Below are 18,424 nucleotides of genomic sequence, written 5' to 3'. Positions count from 1 at the left end.
TGCACCGATATTAGAAAACACTAACTTTCTAATATCGGTGTCTTTTTATTTGTTAGCAAATGTTAATTCAGTATCAATCTTACCGGTGAAATGTGTGATATTAAGTTCTTGACCAGCTAACCATGATTTGAAATCTATAATTTCTGGTGTTGTATTTTCACCTAGAGCGAAGTAGGCAGTCAATGTTTCAGGATGATACATAGATGTATGAATGGTACCTGACCAACTTTTGAATAATTTACTATAAATTTCATACTTGGGGTGATTGAATAACTCAAATACCGTATCCATATCTAAGTTTTCATTAGTTTGTGAAATGGTACGTGCTAATCTCTCTTTGGATTCTTTTGTGTAGTTGCGATTTTCATGTGTGAGTATTTCAAAATGATTTGTACATGTATTATCGTAACGGATATCTATTGATCGCGGAGTTACTTCAACAATGGCATGATTTAATGATTTGTCCATCAGTATATAACTAAATGAGCTTCTATGTGGAATGTCTTTCAATAAATGTACTGCCTCCGTCACATCGTGGCAGTTTTCAAGAATTAAACGACCTATCATATAACATACAAAACCATTTGCAGGATGCTTTCGATGCATGAAGTTATAGCCCATAGTTAATCCTGCCTCATTCATGCCATCCATTCTTCCTGTGACTCTTGATACAGGTCCAATTTGAGCTAATCCTCTATCGGTAGGTTGATATAACAAATAGCGACCATCGTATGTAGCAGGATGGTAATCGTAATTTCTAACCATAAAGTCCTTACCTTGAAAGACAGTACATCCACTTTCTTTTAAATCGGTAAAACGGTAATGGCCAAAGTTTAGTATAATTTGCCGTGTTGGTATTTTAAGTATACTTTGCAGTCCCATTAATTCTTCCCATATTTGTGGAGCATAAGTTTGGAAAATTTGATATGTTTCATTTACATCTATGTCAAAACGTGGGACACGTTTTTTCCATTCTTTTTCGCGATTTTTTAGCAGGGGTGTTTGAAGGAGCCATTTGGCAGTTTCAACACCTAAATCGAAATGAGAACCTCTAAAAGTCATAATATCTGATGTCACTTGTTGCATGTCATCATTCCTCTTTCTTTTTTATTGTAATATATTGTAAATAAATAGTAATCGTATGTATATTGAATGTCATGCTAAATAAAGTTATATTTTACTAAATGAAATATAACATTTTTTGAGGTGATTTCTCAGTGTATAAAACTTATCAATCAGTTAAAACATATTTTTATAGATGGTGGGGATATTAAGTTAAAAGCTTAAAATCATCTTATCATAAATATTAATCTTAAGTTAGCACTCACGAAAAGGTCATTGTTAACATTAGCATTTAAGGTCATGTCGCGATGATTTAGAGAATCCTCGACATTTTTTGAAATAATCATTAACTTGCTCGCTATATAATTTGACGAGTATCTTTCGGAAAAGTGGGTATATATTTAATGATTATTCTATATATGATAGTATAATGAACTGTAGACAGGTATTTAATTTAACAGAGGTGAAATTGAGATGTGGAATTTTATTAAATGTGTATTTAAATTCGTATTTAGCTTGGTTGCTATTACAACGCTAGTTGCTGGTGTTGGTGTGGTAGCTTTTGCATATATCTTCAAGAAAGATTTTGAAGATATCGAAAGAAAGACTAAAGAAATTATTTCTGATATTGAAAGTAAAAATAATTAATAATACTGAGGCGAGAACAATATTGATTGTTCTTGCCTTTTTTTGAGAAAAATTAAGATAAAGAGACAATATCTAAAATATCAAACACAGAAAGTTTTTGGCGTTGTTGTGATTTATAAATATGACCTTCGATTTCATAATTTATAGCATCAATTCGATAAATGATTAAACGGAGAGAATCAATAAAGCCATTATTATAAAATTTAATTTCTACGGGTTGCGCATATTGTAATGCTTCATGTAATCGGATATTTAATTCAGTCAATTGATCATCTGATAATATGGGACGTGTGATTTTATTCTGATCGATAATATATCGCTGAATTGTTTCGAACTGTTCAGGTAATGTTGCAAAAGGTGCCCATTTTATCATGCCTCTTCCCATAGGTATATTGTTATCTAATAATTCAAGTGGAATATTGCGATAATCAGTTTCCTCTTCATAACTTGTCATATTTACTCACCTCAATCTAATAATTACATTATACGAACATACGTTCTATTTTGCAATAAAAAAATGAATAGAGATAATAAAATTTACTCTGAATTTAGCGAATGATGCTTTATAAAATGAGATATCTGACGGCGAATTTATTGAGTCGTTAAAAGGTTTTTAATAATTTTTATTAATATGACTTTTAGCTAACAATCCAAAGCTTAAACTAAAATTCTCAGTATTGGATATAATTCGTTGATGTTTTTATAAGTGTGTACATGATAAATGATTGTTAATTCGCGCTAAAATTTAATAAAATAGATGTAAGACTAACATGGAGGGGTTAAAGCTATGACACAAGGATATATTGGTTCATATACTAAAAAGAACGGCAAAGGAATTTATCGTTTTGATTTAAATGAAGACCAGTCACGTATAGATTTATTAGAAACAGGATTTGAATTAGAAGCATCTACATATTTAGTACGTAATAACCATTTTTTATATGGAATCACTAAAGAAGGTGAGCAATGTGGTGTTGCAAGCTTGAAAATAGATGAAAATGGCAAATTAAGTTTGTTAAACAAATGTTTATCTTCAACAGCTGGAACAGGTTGTTATGTATCACTTTCAAATGATAAACAATACTTATTTGAAGCGGTATACGGCGCTGGAATTATACGCATATATGAATTAGACACATATACGGGTGAAATCGTACGCTTGATTCAAGAACTTGCACATGATTTTCAAACTGGTTCACATGACAGACAAGACCGACCACATGCCCATTATATTAGTCAAACGCCAGATGGTAAGTATGTTGCTGTAACGGATTTAGGTGCAGATAGGATTGTTACTTATACATTCGATGAAAATGGCTTTGAATTTTGTAGCCAATCTCAATTTAAAGACAGTGATGGAACAAGACATATTGAATTTCATAATAATGGAAAATATGCATACGTTGTGCATGAATTATCAAATACTGTCAGTGTGACTAAGTATAATGATGGCAAATTTGAAGAGATTGAACGTCATTTAACAATTCCTGAAGACTTTGCTGGAGATACTAAACTGGCAGCAGTAAGACTGTCCCATGATCAACAATTCTTGTATGTATCAAATAGAGGACATGATAGTATTGCAATTTTTAAAGTACTTGAAAATGGTCAACACTTAGAATTAGTGACGATTACAGAAAGTGGCGGAGAATTCCCAAGAGACTTTAATATTACATCATCAGATAAGTTTCTAGTTTGTGCACATGAACAAGGAGATTCAGTCGTTACTGTGTTTGAAAGAAATAAAGAGACTGGTGAAATTACGCGATGTGATAGTAGTCAGAAAGCTCCTGAAGGTGTATGTGTTATATTTTAACTATTAATAGATAATAAGAAAGAAACCATGTTTCCGAACTAATAGAATGTATCTTGTAAAATAATATTTTCAAGACATCATAGTAGGGAAGCATGGTTTGTTTTAATTTTATTGACTAATTCTTAAAGAAAGCTTTAATGTATTTGAATTTACCTTTATACGGTGGTAAATGTAGCCCTGATTCTAATCGAGTAGATTTGAAAATGTAACTTTTTTCATGAGTAAAGGTATCGAATGAATATTTACCATGATAACGTCCCATACCTGATGTACCAACACCACCAAATGGTAAATTAGGATTTGCTAATTGCATTAATGTATCATTAATAGCACCACCGCCAAACGATAACTCATTTAATACACGTTGTGTTGCATTTTCATCTTCACTAAATAAATATAAACTTAAAGGTTTAGGTCTCTGTTGTATAAAATTAATAGCTTCATCAAATGATTGATACGTTAAAATCGGTAAGATTGGACCGAATATTTCTTCTTGCATAATTGCAGCATCACTAGTGATATTATCTAACAGTGTCGGCTCAATATAGCGTGTATCTTCATCGCTATGACCACCAAATACGATATTCATTTGCGCATCATTAAGTAAGGTAGTAAGACGATGATAATGTTTTAGATTTACAATGCGACCATAATCTGGACTTTGTTGAATATTTTGACCATAAAATTCGCGCAATGTTTTGGATAGGGCTGTTATTAAGTCATCTTTCACAGATTCATGGACTAAAATATAATCTGGTGCGACACATGTTTGTCCTGCATTTGTAAATTTACCAAAACAAATTCGCTCACTTGCAACTTTAATATTGGCTGTTTGATCAACAATAACAGGAGATTTTCCACCCATTTCTAATGTTACTGGCACTAAATTTTGGCTAGCAGCTTGATAAACTACTTTACCTACGTTTTCACTTCCTGTAAAGAAGATATAGTCAAATGGTAAATGAATTAAAGTTTGTGTTTCTTCAATCCCACCTTCAATAACTTCAATGTAATTTGCATCAAATGTATCATTGATTAAACGCTTTATAACGTTGGCAACATTTGGCGTTAATTCAGATGGTTTAATGATAGCGGTATTTCCAGCAGCAATTGCTCCGATAAGTGGTTCGAATACTAATTGGAAAGGGTAGTTGAAAGGCGCAATAATTAGTACTGTTCCATAAGGTTCTTTTTTGATATAACTTTTGGTTGGAAATAAATATAAGGGTGTGTCTACGTTTTTAGTTTTAGTCCAATTTTTAAGTTCTTTACGTGCATTTTTGATACTTTTTAAAGTAATACCGATTTCTGTGGCGTATGCTTCAACTTTGTTTTTACCCAAATCTTGAAATAATGCTTCTAAAATATCTTGTTCATATGATTTGATGGCTTTACTTAATTTTTTTAACTGTTGTTTACGAAAATTAACATCTTTTGTCTGTTGTGTATTGAAAAAGGCTTTATTATTGTAAAATAATTGCTCGATACTATTCATATTGATAAGAACCTCCTTATGATTTATTTTTGAAAAGATGACAAATAGCTTTTTTACAGCGTATTTTAAAAATTTAAGTGTCAGCTTAATAATATATTGTTCATGTTAAATAAAATGTGATGAGTCAGTTTTAAATATATTTATAACTTTAATCATAACGAAAAAGGTATAGAGAAAACAAAAATTTATACTCGGCGTTGTAAATATAGTTTCAAAAGGTATAAGCATATCGAAATAAAGTTACACAAATTACCATATATTATATTCGGCAAGGTCAAGAAGTAGTGCTAGAGTTAATATCACGGGATAGTTGAAATTACAATTAGTTCGTGATTTGAAGAGTCTGCGTGATCTGAAGAGTCTGAAATATAAATCCATGTCCTAGGCACTATAATGTCATATTGGCAGTAGTTGAATGAATGAGAATGCCCTTGTAATATGCTTCTTCAATACTAATCGGGGCCCCAATATAGAGAAATTAGATCCCAATTTTTACAGACAATGCAAGTTGGCGGGGCCCCAACATAGAAGCTGACGGAAAGTCAGCTTACATTCCATAAGTTAAAATTAATGTTTGTAGTAAATTAAGAACACGTTATCTGAGGCTAATGTATAAGAACCACTACATAATAAATCATTAATGGTTCTTTATCATTTCTGTCCCAAGCCCGTTAAAAAAGAATCTATTACTTTCCGACACACAAAAAACAGTTCATTAAAAGTAAAATTATATCTACTTTAATGAACTGTTGTTAAATTATATACTGTCAAGAATTGAGCAGTTACGTATGGACTTTATTTCGTTAATGCTTCAGTGATTTGAGGTACGATTTGTTTTTTACGAGAAACAACGCCAGATAAGAATGCCATATCATCTTCTAATTGAACATTGAATGCTTCACCGACTTTATCTTTTTCAGCACCTACAACTAAGATTTTAGAATCACTATTAATAATATCAGTTACAACAAGTACGAATAAGTCGTATTTTTCTTGAGCACTAACAGCAAGCATTTCTCGTTCTAAATCTTCTTTGCGATTTAACACTTCGTCAAGGTCAACTGCATTTACTTGAGCAATACGTGTCACGTAATCACCCATAGTGAATGATTTAGCATCCATATTTAATAAGAATTCAACTGATTTGTCAGTTGTTGAAGCGCCTGCTTTTAACATATCTAAGCCGTATTTTTGAATATCAACTTTAGCGATATCTTTTAACTCTTCAGCTGCTTTAACATCTTGTTGTGTACATGTTGGTGATTTGAAAAGTAAGCTATCTGAGATAATTGCTGATAACATTAAACCAGCAATTTCAGGTTTAATTTCAAAGCCACGTTCTCTGAACATTTTGTAAAGGATTGTAGCTGTACAACCAACAGGTTCAGCACGATAACATAAAGGACCAGCAGTTTCGAAATTCGCAATTCTATGATGGTCGATTACATGCTTAATTGTAGCAGCGGCAATTGTATCAGAGCTTTGTTGAAATTCATTGTGGTCAACTAAGATAACATCTTGTCCTTCAAGATTATCAGTTAGTAATTCCGGAGCAGGTACATTAAATGTATCTAACGCGAATTGTGTTTCTGCGCTTACATCACCTAAGCGGTATGCTTTAGCACCTGAATTGCCTCTAAGTTGTTCAAATTCTGCCATAATAATCGCAGATGAAATTGCATCAGTGTCTGGATTTTTATGTCCGAAAATATATGTTTTAGCCATTGTCAAATATCTCCCTTGTATATTGTATTCTTTAAAATTATTTTAGCACGATTTAAACGTGTTGTTCTACCTCTGCACCTAATGAGTTTTTGAAATGTGCAAGTGCCCATTCATGCCCTTTTTGATTAAATGAAGCTACACCCTCAGCAGGTACTGAAATTTTATAGCCTAAATTGTACGCAGAAATTGCTGTGTGTAATACGCAAATATCAGTACATACGCCAACGATTTCTACTTGATTAATACTTCTTTCTCTCAATAAACTATCAAGTGGGGTACCGAAGAACGAATCATAGCGGGTTTTATCAATGAAATGTACATTAGATTGCGCTTTGATTGTTTCATATAATTTACCAACTTTACCGTATAATTCTCTGCCACGAGTTTCTACTATATTGTGTGGTGGGAATAATTTACTTTCAGGATGATGAATGTCATGTAAATAATGTAAATCCATTAAAAAGAATATATGGTCTTGATAATAATTAAAATCATTGATACGAGAAACAATAAAATCTTCTATATTTTGTCCAGGTTTACCACAAGTAAGTAAGCCATCGTCTGCGATAAAATCATATGAATAGTCAACAACTAATAGTGCGCGATGTGTCATTCAAAATCTCTCCTATATAATAATAAAATAAACTCCCATCTATTCATAAATGCTAGAGTAATTTTTAACCCAAATGGTTAATATATAAATATAGATTAAGTATATAGATTAATCAACTTTTTTGGAAGAGTAAATAACGCAATCACTCAATATTATGGGATATTTTTGAACTATATTTAAAAAAATAAATTCACAAATACTAGATTTGACAAGTAGGTAGCTAAAATAACAATGTGACAATCTATGGATATATGAATACTGAGGATTTTAAATAAGTAAATTTGGTACGTGAATCTAATCAAATTTAGAAGGATTATAATTTAAATAATGGGATAATATAAGAAGTAATTAGAAAATAAAAAAGGATGACAATTTATGCATATTAATGCGAAAGATTTTGGATTAACTGGTCATAATAAAAAGAAAGATACACGAGCAATACAACGCGCATTAAACTATGGTTATCGCAAGCAGACAACGGTGTATATACCAAAAGGAACATATGACATTTGTAAACCATTAACGATATACGGTAATACAACATTAGTGCTGGAAAATGAAACGATATTACGACGTTGTAATTCTGGAACGCTATTAAAGAATGGACATAGATATGGATTTTATAGAGGTTATAACGGTAACAGCCATATTCATATTAAAGGAGGAACGTTTGATATGAATGGTGTGGCTTATCCTTACAATAACACGGCTATGTGTATGGGTCATGCGGAAGACATTCAATTAATTGGTGTGACAATTAAGAATGTGGTTAGTGGTCATGCTCTTGATGCTTGTGGTATTAATGGACTTTATATCAAAGATTGTTCGTTTGAAGGATTCGTAGATTATAGTGGAGAACGCTTTTACTCTGAAGCGATACAGCTAGATATTCAAGTGCCTGGCGCTTTTCCAAAATTCGGAACTACAGATGGCACGATTACCAAAAATGTCATAATTGATCATTGTTACTTTGGACCTTCTGAATTATCTGAAATGGGTAGCTGGAATCGGGCTATTGGCTCACATGCGAGTAGACATAATTGTTATTACGATAACGTTCACATTATTAATAATACATTTGAAGGTATACAAGGTTATGCATTGACACCTTTAAAATACAAAGATACGTATATTATTAATAATAGATTTATTGATTGCCAAGGTGGAATAAGATATCTAGGAGTGAGGGACGGTAAAAATGCAGCGGATGTATTAACCGGAAAAGATTTAGGATCACAGGCTGGTATAAATATGAATATCATTGGGAATGAGTTTTTAGGGCCAATGGAAAAAGATGCTATACACGTGCGCAATTACAATAACGTAAAACATAAAGATGTTCTAATAGTAGGTAATAAATTTAATAATCTCTTGCAAACGATACATTTAGAAGATATTGATAGAGTGTTTTTAAGTTCAATTGAAGCGGATATTAAAGTGACGACAATCAATGTCAGTGATATAAAAAAATAGAAATTAGATAAAAATAGGATTGAGAGGAAGAAAATTTTTATGAAAGCGCATTCATAAAACGGTATAAATATGCTATAATAAACCCAATTATCTGATAAAAGGGGCATTTTGACGGTAATGATAATACAAGTTATACAACTTTCTGTATGTTTTTAAAGTTGGTTAGCTATGCTTGTCAGAATCAAATGAGGGGGGATTTTATGGCTTATTTTAATCGATATCAATTAACGACTTCAAAAAGGTATTTAACTTTCTTTTCAACATCAAAGAAAAAGAAACCATTTAGTATGGGACAACTTATTGGGCTAATATTAGGACCATTGCTGTTTCTTTTAACTTTAGTGTTCTTTCATCCACAAGACTTACCTTGGAAAGGTGTTTACGTATTAGCAATCACATTATGGATTGCAACATGGTGGATTACAGAAGCAATACCAATCGCAGCGACAAGTTTATTGCCAATAGTGTTGTTGCCATTGGGACACATACTAACACCAGAACAGGTATCATCCGAATATGGTAATGATATTATCTTTTTATTTTTAGGTGGATTTATATTAGCGATTGCTATGGAAAGATGGAATTTACATACGAGAGTAGCTTTAACAATTATTAATTTAATTGGTGCGAGCACTTCGAAAATTTTACTTGGATTTATGGTTGCAACGGGATTCTTATCCATGTTTGTATCAAATACTGCTGCAGTAATGATCATGATACCCATCGGTTTAGCAATAATTAAAGAGGCCCATGATTTGCAAGAAGCAAATACGAATCAAGAAAGTATTAAGAAGTTTGAAACGTCATTAGTTTTAGCAATTGGCTATGCCGGTACGATTGGTGGATTGGGCACGCTGATTGGAACGCCGCCGCTAATTATTTTAAAAGGACAATATATGCAACATTTTGGACATGAAATTAGTTTTGCAAAATGGATGATTGTAGGAATTCCAACTGTCATTATTTTATTAGGTATTACATGGTTCTACTTAAGATATGTTGCTTTTAGACATGATTTAAAATATTTGCCAGGCGGACAGACGTTAATTAAACAAAAGCTTGAAGAACTTGGAAAGATGAAATATGAAGAAAAAGTAGTACAAACCATTTTTGTCCTTGCGAGTTTATTATGGATTACAAGAGAATTTCTATTGAAAAAATGGGAAGTTACATCAGCTGTAGCGGACGGTACAATAGCTATTTTTATTTCAATATTATTATTTATAATTCCAGCTAAAAATACTGAAAAACATCGACGTATCATTGATTGGGAAGTAGCAAAAGAACTTCCTTGGGGTGTATTAATTTTATTTGGTGGCGGTCTAGCATTAGCAAAAGGGATTTCTGAAAGTGGCTTAGCCAAATGGTTAGGTGAACAGTTGAAATCATTAAATGGTGTTAGCCCAATTATTATCGTAATAGTCATTACTATTTTTGTTTTATTTTTAACTGAAGTAACATCTAATACTGCTACGGCAACGATGATTTTACCAATTTTAGCAACATTATCTGTAGCTGTGGGTGTTCATCCGTTGTTATTAATGGCGCCAGCAGCGATGGCGGCCAATTGTGCCTACATGTTACCAGTTGGAACACCGCCTAATGCCATCGTCTTCGGATCTGGAAAAATTTCTATTAAACAAATGGCATCAGTAGGATTTTGGGTAAACTTAATTAGTGCGATTATCATTATATTAGTTGTATATTATGTCATGCCGATAGTTTTAGGTATTGATATAAATCAACCATTGCCTTTGAAATAGCAAATGCAGTTGAGAATAAAATTAAAAAGTAACATTAGCATGAGCAAGTACTAGTTGAGAATATTTATAACCAATGCAAACAAAAGAAAGTCAACCAAGGATGGATTTTAATTTTAATCCTTGGTTGACTCTTTATTTTATTTAAATTGAAGAACCTAGCAAATAAAGTTTAATTAAAGGCGCCAATCAGTTCTACCTTGAAATCTAATGTTTCTAAAATAGTAATAACTTTTGTTATATCTTTTGTAATTGCTGAGTCAGCTTGAACAAAAAAGCGATACATACCTAATTGTGTTTTTAATGGGCGAGACTCGATCCAAGATAAATTAATATTAAACAAAGCGAATGTATTCAGTACACTGGCTAATAACCCAGGTTTATCATACATTGGTGTGATTAAAAACATCAGTGATGTTGCATTTTGATCAAATTGTTGCTTATTTTTAATGACTAAAAAACGAGTCACATTATGTGGATAGTCTTCAATATGTGTATCGATAGGGGTATAGCCGTATGCTTCGCCACTACCTAAAGGTGCAATTGCTGCAACGCCATTTTCTATTTTATCTAAACTTTGAATGGTACTATCAGCATAATCGTACTCAAATTGATGCTGATGTAAATAATTCGTTGTCTGACTAATCGCTGGCGCAATGGAATACACTTTTTCAATGTCAGAAAGTGTATCAACACCATTTCCATATAATGCAAAGTTAATATCTAAACGAATTTCACCATGTGCAAAGACATCTTGTTGGGCAAGTGCATCTGCCACGATATTAATCGTCCCTTCAATAGAATTTTCTATAGGGACAACGCCAACAGAGTTATTATCATCTGCAACTGATTTGATGACTTCGAATAAGTTTGACTTCGGTTGGAAAGTTGCTTCATTTTCAGAAAAATATTGTCGACAAGCCAAATATGAAAATGTTCCTTTAGGACCTAAATAATATAATTGCATATGCTACACCTCATACTACTTAATGATGGAAAGGGCACTGGTTAGTATGTGATTCTTGCTTTTTATAGAAAAAGTTTGGATCTCTAACTGTATTGTCATAACCATGATGATAATTTGACGTAAGTGTCGGTGACAAAGGTGGCGCTAGCCAAGACCATTTACCGGTTACTTTACGTCCTTGTTGTGCTTCATTTCGTTCGAATAATTCGAATTGTTTCGCAGCAGTTAAATGATCAACAATGGATACACCTTCTTTTTTAAAAGAATGGTATACAGCATAGTTCAGTTCAACAAGTGCTCGATCTTTATTAAATGAATTATTTTTAAGTGTATCAAATTCAAAAGCATCTGCAACTTTTTCTAGTAAATTATAACGGTAGTCATCAATAAAATTACGTACGCCAATTTCTGTTACCATATACCAACCATTAAAAGGAGCAGTAGGGTATACGATACCGCCAATTTTTAAATCCATATTGGAAATAATAGGCACTGCATACCATTTTAAGTTCAGATTTTTTAATTTAGGATAGCCATCATGCTCAATCGGAACTTCTTTAATTAATGAACTAGGATACTCATAAAATTTAACCGATTCATTAGGCAATTGATAAATTAGTGGTAACACATCAAAGTTAGTACCTTTTCCTTTCCAACCTAAATGATTCGCTAGGCGAGTGACTTCTTTTTCAGCAGGATCACCTAAAGCGTCATAGCCAGCATAGCGAATCAGTTGATTGTTGAAGATTTTCGGCCCATTATTTGGTGCATAAATAGTAATATAAGGCTTTAATTTACCATTGTTTGTGGCTTGAGTAATATGATTAATAATTGTTGATAAAAATGATTGTTCATCCTGTACATTTCTCGCATCAACTACATTGAGCGAATCCCAAAATAAGCGTCCAATACAACGATTTGAATTACGCCAAGCCATCTTAGCACCATAAACCAGTTCTTCTTCTGTATGTGTATATGTCCCAGTTTCTTTTATTTCTTGTTCTATGTCATGTAAACGTTTATGTATTATTTGCGCTTCGTAATGACATTCTTTATACATGTTTTCTATAAAAGCTTGAGCCTCTTTAAATAACATTAACAACACCTCACTTTATATTATAATCTACATTTTTAAAATACTCGTATAAATAATGTATATGTCATTAAATTGTTGCTTGATTGTGATAGGAAGTCTGTAAAATAAGGGACTCTATTATATATTAAAAATTGAATTATGATAAAATGTAAGAAAATATTTAGGTCGATTGGAGAGATACGAGTGTACCAATTAAAAGACGACAGTTTAATGCTACATAATGATTTATATCAAATAAATATGGCTGAAAGTTATTGGAATGATAATATACATGAAAAAATGGCTGTATTTGATTTATATTTTAGAAAAATGCCATTTAACAGTGGATATGCAGTTTTTAATGGCTTAAAACGTGTGATTGATTTTATAGAGCATTTTGGTTTTTCAGAATCAGATTTAGAATATTTAAAATCTATCGGATATAAAGATGATTTCTTGTCATACTTAAAAGATTTAAAATTTACAGGTAGCATCCGTTCAATGCAAGAAGGAGAATTATGTTTTGGTAATGAGCCATTACTTCGTGTGGAGGCTCCATTAATTCAAGCACAGTTAATTGAAACAATTTTGTTAAACATTGTAAATTTCCATACTTTAATTACAACAAAAGCAAGTCGAATTCGTCAAATTGCATCAAATGATAATTTAATGGAATTTGGTACACGTCGTGCGCAAGAAATTGATGCTGCATTATGGGGTGCTAGAGCTGCATACATTGGTGGATTTGACTCTACTAGTAATGTTAGAGCAGGGAAACTATTTGGTATACCGGTTTCGGGAACACATGCACATGCATTTGTACAAACTTACGGAGATGAATATACTGCTTTTAAAAAATATGCTGAAAGACATAAAAATTGCGTATTCTTAGTAGATACATTCCATACTTTAAAATCAGGAGTGCCAACTGCAATTAAAGTGGCTAAAGAATTAGGTGATAAAATTAACTTTGTAGGTATACGACTTGACTCAGGAGATATTGCATATTTATCTAAAGAAGCAAGACGTATGCTTGATGAAGCAGGATTTACTGATACTAAAATTATTGCATCAAATGATTTAGATGAAGAGACAATTACAAGTTTAAAAGCACAAGGCGCTAAAGTAGATTCATGGGGTGTTGGTACTAAATTGATTACAGGATATGACCAACCAGCATTAGGTGCAGTATATAAACTTGTTGCGATTGAAAATGAAGATGGCACATATAGCGATCGAATTAAATTATCAAACAATGCAGAAAAAGTTACGACGCCTGGTAAGAAAAAAGTGTATCGCATCATAAATAAGAAAACCGGTAAAGCAGAAGGGGACTATATTACTTTAGAACATGAAAACCCATATGATGAAAAACCGTTAAAACTATTTCACCCAGTTCATACCTATAAAATGAAATTTATAAAATCTTTTGAAGCAATTGATTTACATCATAATATTTATGAGAATGGTAAATTAGTTTATCAAATGCCGACGGAAGATGAATCACGAGATTATTTAACTCAAGGTTTACAATTGATTTGGGAGGAAAACAAACGATTCTTAAACCCACAAGAGTATCCAGTAGATTTAAGTAAGGCTTGTTGGGACAATAAACATAAACGTATTTTCGAAGTAGCGGAACATGTTAAGGAGATGGAAGAAGATAATGACTAAATTACAAGATGTTATTGTAGAAGAAATGAAAGTGAAAAAAAGTATTAATAGCGCTGAAGAAATTGCAGAATTAAAACAATTTGTAAAAAGCTATGTTCAATCACATTCATTTATTAAATCACTGGTATTAGGTATTTCGGGTGGACAAGATTCAACATTAGTAGGAAAGTTAGTACAAATGGCAGTAAATGAATTACGTGAAGAGGGTATTGAATGCACGTTTATAGCAGTTAAGTTACCTTATGGTGTTCAAAAAGATGCACACGAAGTTGAACAAGCATTGAAGTTTATTAATCCGGACGAGATTGTTACAGTAAATATTAAACCTGCAGTTGATCAAAGTGTTCAATCATTAAAAGAAGCCGGTATTATACTTACAGATTTTCAAAAGGGAAATGAAAAAGCCCGTGAACGTATGAAAGTACAATTTTCAATTGCATCAAATCGTCAAGGTATTGTAGTAGGAACCGATCATTCAGCAGAAAATATTACAGGTTTTTACACGAAATATGGGGATGGAGCTGCAGATATAGCACCTATATTTGGTTTGAATAAACGACAAGGACGTCAATTATTAGAATACTTAGGCGCGCCAAAACAATTATACGAAAAAACACCAACGGCAGATTTAGAAGATGACAAGCCGCAACTTCCTGATGAAGAAGCATTAGGAGTGACTTATGAAGCAATTGATGATTACTTAGAAGGAAAACCAGTTGCACCTGAAGACCAAAAAGTGATTGAAAATCATTATGTTCGAAATGCGCATAAACGTGAATTAGCATATACAAGATACACATGGCCAAAAGCATAAATGCAAGACTTTTATTAGGTAGAGGTAATTGTATATTTAGCTAAATGATTGAATCAAATAATAAAAGAGGCAAAAATGAAGATCTTAAATAAAAAATTTTTAATTCAAATCTGTGAAATGTGCATATAAAGCTAACTGAAATAATTTTAAGTATAAATCTAAAATAAGCTTAATTCACTATTTATTTCTTAGAGATTTCGTACTATATTATATTAATATGCATTCATTATGATTAGATTGAAGCGGATTGAAAATTAAAGTGTAATTGAAAGAGAGTGTGGCGTCTTATGTCATTCGTAACAGAAAATCCATGGTTAATGGTATTAACTATATTTATCATTAACGTTTGTTATGTAACGTTTTTAACGATGCGAACAATTTTAACGTTGAAAGGATACCGTTATATTGCAGCGTCAGTAAGTTTTTTAGAAGTATTGATTTATATCGTTGGTCTAGGATTAGTAATGTCTAATTTAGATCACATCCAAAATATAATTGCATATGCATTTGGCTTTTCAATTGGTATCATTGTTGGGATGAAAATTGAAGAAAAACTTGCACTTGGTTATACAGTAGTAAATGTAACATCGGCAGAATACGAGCTTGATTTACCAAATGAATTAAGAAATTTAGGGTATGGCGTTACACACTATGCTGCATTTGGACGAGATGGTAGTCGAATGGTAATGCAAATTCTGACACCAAGAAAATATGAACGTAAATTAATGGATACGATTAAAAATTTGGATCCAAAAGCATTTATCATTGCGTATGAACCAAGAAATATCCATGGTGGTTTCTGGACAAAAGGCATTCGTCGTAGAAAACTTAAAAATTATCAACCAGAAGAACTAGAAAGTGTTGTAGAACATGAAATTCAAAGTAGCTGATAATGAAACTATTACTGATTGTTTAGCACGAATGAAAAAGGAAGGATATATGCCTGTAAAACGTCTTGAAAAACCTGTGTTTCAAGAACAAAAAGATGGAACAATTGAAGTGTCACATCAAGAAATCATTTTTGTCGGAAAGAAAATTCAATAACATGATCCACTTTAAATAATGATTAATTAAAGTGGAAATGGCTATTCAAAGTTTGAGTAATTATACTTTGAATAGCTTTTTTATTTTTACTTGTAGCAGTGTCATTCAATTAGAATAAAAAGTGGTTCGTTATCTTTCATGATGGGAAGGTAAAATTCCTGACTTTTTAATACGCAAAAACGTAATTATCTCTAGAAATAAAAGTGACAAAACATATAATTAAAGGAGTTAATGCGCCTATGTGTGATGATAAATTAGAAATAATACGAATAATGGATGAGAATATAATCTAGATTAAGGTGTTGCGAACAATTACAATTTAGAAATCAGCATCAATCTGTCATAGATAATTGTATTAATCTAAAAAATAAAATAAAATGAGAATATACGGAAATTTTTTATACATTTATAACCAATTCTGTTAAACTGTGAAGAGTAGAGTTGAAAACGAACATTACACATCTTATGACGATAAATGTTCTGTTTTTATAAAAATCTGAGTATACATACGATAGGAGTTAAAAAAATGATTGAACGTTATTCTAGAGAAGAAATGTCTAATATTTGGACTGATCAAAATCGCTATGAAGCATGGTTAGAAGTGGAAATTTTAGCATGTGAAGCATGGAGTGAATTAGGTCATATTCCTAAAGAAGATGTACAAAAAATTCGCCAAAATGCAAAAGTAAATGTCGAACGTGCTCAAGAAATTGAGCAAGAAACTCGCCATGATGTTGTAGCTTTTACTAGACAAGTTTCTGAAACACTAGGGGAAGAACGTAAGTGGGTACATTATGGTTTAACTTCTACTGATGTTGTAGATACAGCTTTGAGTTTTGTTATTAAACAAGCGAATGACATTATCGAAAAAGATTTAGAAAGATTTATCGAAGTTCTAGCTGAAAAAGCGAAAAATTATAAATATACATTAATGATGGGTCGTACGCATGGTGTTCATGCAGAACCAACAACATTTGGTGTTAAAATGGCTTTATGGTATACAGAAATGCAACGTAACTTAAAACGTTTTAAACAAGTTAGAAAAGAAATCGAAGTAGGTAAAATGAGTGGGGCAGTAGGTACATTTGCTAATATTCCACCTGAAATTGAAAGTTATGTATGTAAACATTTAGGAATTGGAACAGCCCCTGTTTCAACGCAAACATTACAACGTGACCGACATGCTTATTACATTGCGACATTAGCATTAATTGCGACGTCTTTAGAAAAATTTGCAGTAGAAATTCGTAACCTTCAAAAAACAGAAACTAGAGAAGTGGAAGAAGCTTTTGCAAAAGGTCAAAAAGGATCATCAGCAATGCCGCATAAACGAAATCCGATTGGTTCTGAAAATATAACTGGTATTTCAAGAGTGATTCGTGGATATATTACAACAGCATATGAAAATGTACCATTATGGCATGAAAGAGATATATCTCATTCTTCAGCTGAGCGAATTATGTTGCCAGATGTTACAATAGCATTAGATTATGCATTGAATCGTTTCACTAACATTGTGGACCGTTTAACAGTATTTGAAGATAATATGCGTAATAATATTGATAAAACTTTCGGTTTGATTTTCTCACAACGAGTGTTACTTGCATTGATTAATAAAGGTATGGTTCGTGAAGAAGCTTATGATAAAGTACAACCAAAAGCTATGATATCATGGGAAACAAAAACACCTTTCCGTGAATTAATTGAACAAGATGATACAATTACAAACGTTTTATCAAAAGAAGAGTTAGATGAATGCTTCGATCCTAAACATCACTTGAATCAAGTTGATACTATTTTTGAACGTGCAGGATTATCAGAATAATTGATGAAGTGACGATATTGACCCGAACATAAGTATAAATTGCTACACTTTAGCAAATTAATGCGTTAAAATGACATAAAGAATAAAATTATAGGGGTTGTTTCGATATGCAAATTGAAAAATTACGTGGTGCAGCGTTAGATGAATTGTTTGATGCAATACTAACGTTGGAGAATAGAGAAGAGTGTTACCAATTTTTCGATGATTTGTGTACTGTAAATGAAATTCAATCACTGTCTCAAAGATTACAAGTTGCAAAAATGATTAAGCAAGGTTATACCTATGCAACAATTGAACAAGAATCTGGGGCGTCAACGGCAACGATTTCTAGAGTGAAGCGTTCATTGCAATGGGGTAATGATGCTTACACTATGATTTTGGATCGTATGAATATTGAAACAAATGAATAATAAATGAACAACGAACAATGGTT

17 protein-coding genes and 1 pseudogene are annotated in these 18,424 nt (G+C 32.1%); 11 read left to right on the top strand and 7 right to left on the bottom strand.

Annotation, left to right across the window (positions count from 1 at the left end; all coding sequences use genetic code 11):
- Positions 1 to 45 precede the first annotated feature (45 nt).
- The gene (locus SAMSHR1132_RS09415) at positions 46 to 1,086 is read right to left on the bottom strand and encodes a C45 family autoproteolytic acyltransferase/hydolase (protein ID WP_001188065.1); all 1,041 of its coding nucleotides are present in this window, start codon (positions 1,084 to 1,086) and stop codon (positions 46 to 48) included.
- Between the two features lie 450 nt (positions 1,087 to 1,536).
- Between SAMSHR1132_RS09415 and SAMSHR1132_RS09410 the strand changes: the two genes are divergently transcribed.
- Positions 1,537 to 1,710 carry a hypothetical protein gene (locus SAMSHR1132_RS09410; RefSeq protein ID WP_000267034.1) on the top strand — a complete coding sequence of 58 codons (174 nt, stop codon included), beginning with the start codon at positions 1,537 to 1,539 and terminating at the stop codon, positions 1,708 to 1,710.
- Positions 1,711 to 1,762: 52 nt separating this feature from the next.
- On the opposite strand, the gene SAMSHR1132_RS09405 is transcribed toward SAMSHR1132_RS09410, so the two are convergent.
- On the bottom strand, positions 1,763 to 2,164 hold the full coding sequence (locus tag SAMSHR1132_RS09405) for a YolD-like family protein (protein WP_000205102.1): 402 nt from the start codon (positions 2,162 to 2,164) through the stop codon (positions 1,763 to 1,765).
- A 333-nt stretch (positions 2,165 to 2,497) separates the two neighbouring features.
- On the opposite strand from SAMSHR1132_RS09405, the gene pglS reads away from it, so the two are divergent.
- Positions 2,498 to 3,526 (top strand): 6-phosphogluconolactonase, encoded by a 1,029-nt coding sequence (gene pglS / locus SAMSHR1132_RS09400; RefSeq protein WP_000191860.1) that lies wholly within the window; start codon positions 2,498 to 2,500, stop codon positions 3,524 to 3,526.
- 115 nt (positions 3,527 to 3,641) lie between these two features.
- On the opposite strand, the gene SAMSHR1132_RS09395 is transcribed toward pglS, so the two are convergent.
- Positions 3,642 to 5,021, bottom strand: a complete 1,380-nt coding sequence (locus SAMSHR1132_RS09395) for an aldehyde dehydrogenase (protein WP_001084326.1) — start codon at positions 5,019 to 5,021, stop codon at positions 3,642 to 3,644.
- A gap of 138 nt (positions 5,022 to 5,159) precedes the next feature.
- Here SAMSHR1132_RS09395 and SAMSHR1132_RS14240 point away from each other — a divergent pair.
- Positions 5,160 to 5,240, top strand: a pseudogene (locus SAMSHR1132_RS14240) (hypothetical protein); the annotation flags it as partial.
- Positions 5,241 to 5,816: 576 nt separating this feature from the next.
- Here SAMSHR1132_RS14240 and SAMSHR1132_RS09385 read toward each other — a convergent pair.
- Together SAMSHR1132_RS09385 and SAMSHR1132_RS09380 are read right to left on the bottom strand one after the other, a co-directional pair.
- On the bottom strand, positions 5,817 to 6,746 hold the full coding sequence (locus SAMSHR1132_RS09385) for a manganese-dependent inorganic pyrophosphatase (protein ID WP_001140874.1): 930 nt from the start codon (positions 6,744 to 6,746) through the stop codon (positions 5,817 to 5,819).
- Positions 6,747 to 6,798: 52 nt separating this feature from the next.
- The gene (locus SAMSHR1132_RS09380) at positions 6,799 to 7,359 is read right to left on the bottom strand and encodes a cysteine hydrolase family protein (protein WP_000149689.1); all 561 of its coding nucleotides are present in this window, start codon (positions 7,357 to 7,359) and stop codon (positions 6,799 to 6,801) included.
- Between the two features lie 375 nt (positions 7,360 to 7,734).
- Between SAMSHR1132_RS09380 and SAMSHR1132_RS09375 the strand changes: the two genes are divergently transcribed.
- Positions 7,735 to 8,832 (top strand): glycosyl hydrolase family 28-related protein, encoded by a 1,098-nt coding sequence (locus SAMSHR1132_RS09375; protein WP_000547878.1) that lies wholly within the window; start codon positions 7,735 to 7,737, stop codon positions 8,830 to 8,832.
- Positions 8,833 to 9,032: 200 nt separating this feature from the next.
- Positions 9,033 to 10,595, top strand: coding sequence for an SLC13 family permease (locus SAMSHR1132_RS09370; protein ID WP_000323176.1), 1,563 nt, complete (start codon positions 9,033 to 9,035; stop codon positions 10,593 to 10,595).
- 169 nt (positions 10,596 to 10,764) lie between these two features.
- Here SAMSHR1132_RS09370 and SAMSHR1132_RS09365 read toward each other — a convergent pair whose 3' ends face one another.
- Together SAMSHR1132_RS09365 and SAMSHR1132_RS09360 are read right to left on the bottom strand one after the other, a co-directional pair.
- On the bottom strand, positions 10,765 to 11,559 hold the full coding sequence (locus tag SAMSHR1132_RS09365) for a prephenate dehydratase (protein ID WP_001177834.1): 795 nt from the start codon (positions 11,557 to 11,559) through the stop codon (positions 10,765 to 10,767).
- A gap of 19 nt (positions 11,560 to 11,578) precedes the next feature.
- The gene (locus SAMSHR1132_RS09360) at positions 11,579 to 12,655 is read right to left on the bottom strand and encodes a nitric oxide synthase oxygenase (RefSeq protein ID WP_000897630.1); all 1,077 of its coding nucleotides are present in this window, start codon (positions 12,653 to 12,655) and stop codon (positions 11,579 to 11,581) included.
- A gap of 183 nt (positions 12,656 to 12,838) precedes the next feature.
- Between SAMSHR1132_RS09360 and SAMSHR1132_RS09355 the strand changes: the two genes are divergently transcribed.
- The 6 genes from SAMSHR1132_RS09355 to SAMSHR1132_RS09330 all read left to right on the top strand — a co-directional run bounded on the left by SAMSHR1132_RS09355 (position 12,839) and on the right by SAMSHR1132_RS09330 (position 18,401).
- Positions 12,839 to 14,308, top strand: coding sequence for a nicotinate phosphoribosyltransferase (locus SAMSHR1132_RS09355; RefSeq protein WP_000284444.1), 1,470 nt, complete (start codon positions 12,839 to 12,841; stop codon positions 14,306 to 14,308).
- The gene (gene nadE, locus SAMSHR1132_RS09350) at positions 14,301 to 15,122 is read left to right on the top strand and encodes an ammonia-dependent NAD(+) synthetase (RefSeq protein ID WP_000164016.1); all 822 of its coding nucleotides are present in this window, start codon (positions 14,301 to 14,303) and stop codon (positions 15,120 to 15,122) included. Before SAMSHR1132_RS09355 ends, nadE begins: the two co-directional genes overlap by 8 nt.
- 287 nt (positions 15,123 to 15,409) lie before the next feature.
- Positions 15,410 to 16,012, top strand: coding sequence for a DUF2179 domain-containing protein (locus tag SAMSHR1132_RS09345; RefSeq protein WP_000011540.1), 603 nt, complete (start codon positions 15,410 to 15,412; stop codon positions 16,010 to 16,012).
- A complete protein-coding gene (locus SAMSHR1132_RS09340) occupies positions 15,993 to 16,166 on the top strand; it encodes an NETI motif-containing protein (protein WP_000669793.1) in 174 nt (57 codons plus the stop codon). Before SAMSHR1132_RS09345 ends, SAMSHR1132_RS09340 begins: the two co-directional genes overlap by 20 nt.
- A gap of 526 nt (positions 16,167 to 16,692) precedes the next feature.
- Positions 16,693 to 17,991 (top strand): adenylosuccinate lyase, encoded by a 1,299-nt coding sequence (purB, locus tag SAMSHR1132_RS09335; RefSeq protein WP_000572884.1) that lies wholly within the window; start codon positions 16,693 to 16,695, stop codon positions 17,989 to 17,991.
- A gap of 107 nt (positions 17,992 to 18,098) precedes the next feature.
- A complete protein-coding gene (locus SAMSHR1132_RS09330) occupies positions 18,099 to 18,401 on the top strand; it encodes a YerC/YecD family TrpR-related protein (protein ID WP_001165363.1) in 303 nt (100 codons plus the stop codon).
- The last annotated feature ends 23 nt before the right edge of the window (positions 18,402 to 18,424 follow it).

The sequence above is a fragment of the Staphylococcus argenteus genome (assembly GCF_000236925.1).
Classification (GTDB): Bacteria; Bacillota; Bacilli; order Staphylococcales; family Staphylococcaceae; genus Staphylococcus; species Staphylococcus argenteus.
The sequence above is the reverse complement of the archived record's forward strand: the minus strand, read 5'-3'. Positions and strand labels throughout refer to the sequence as shown.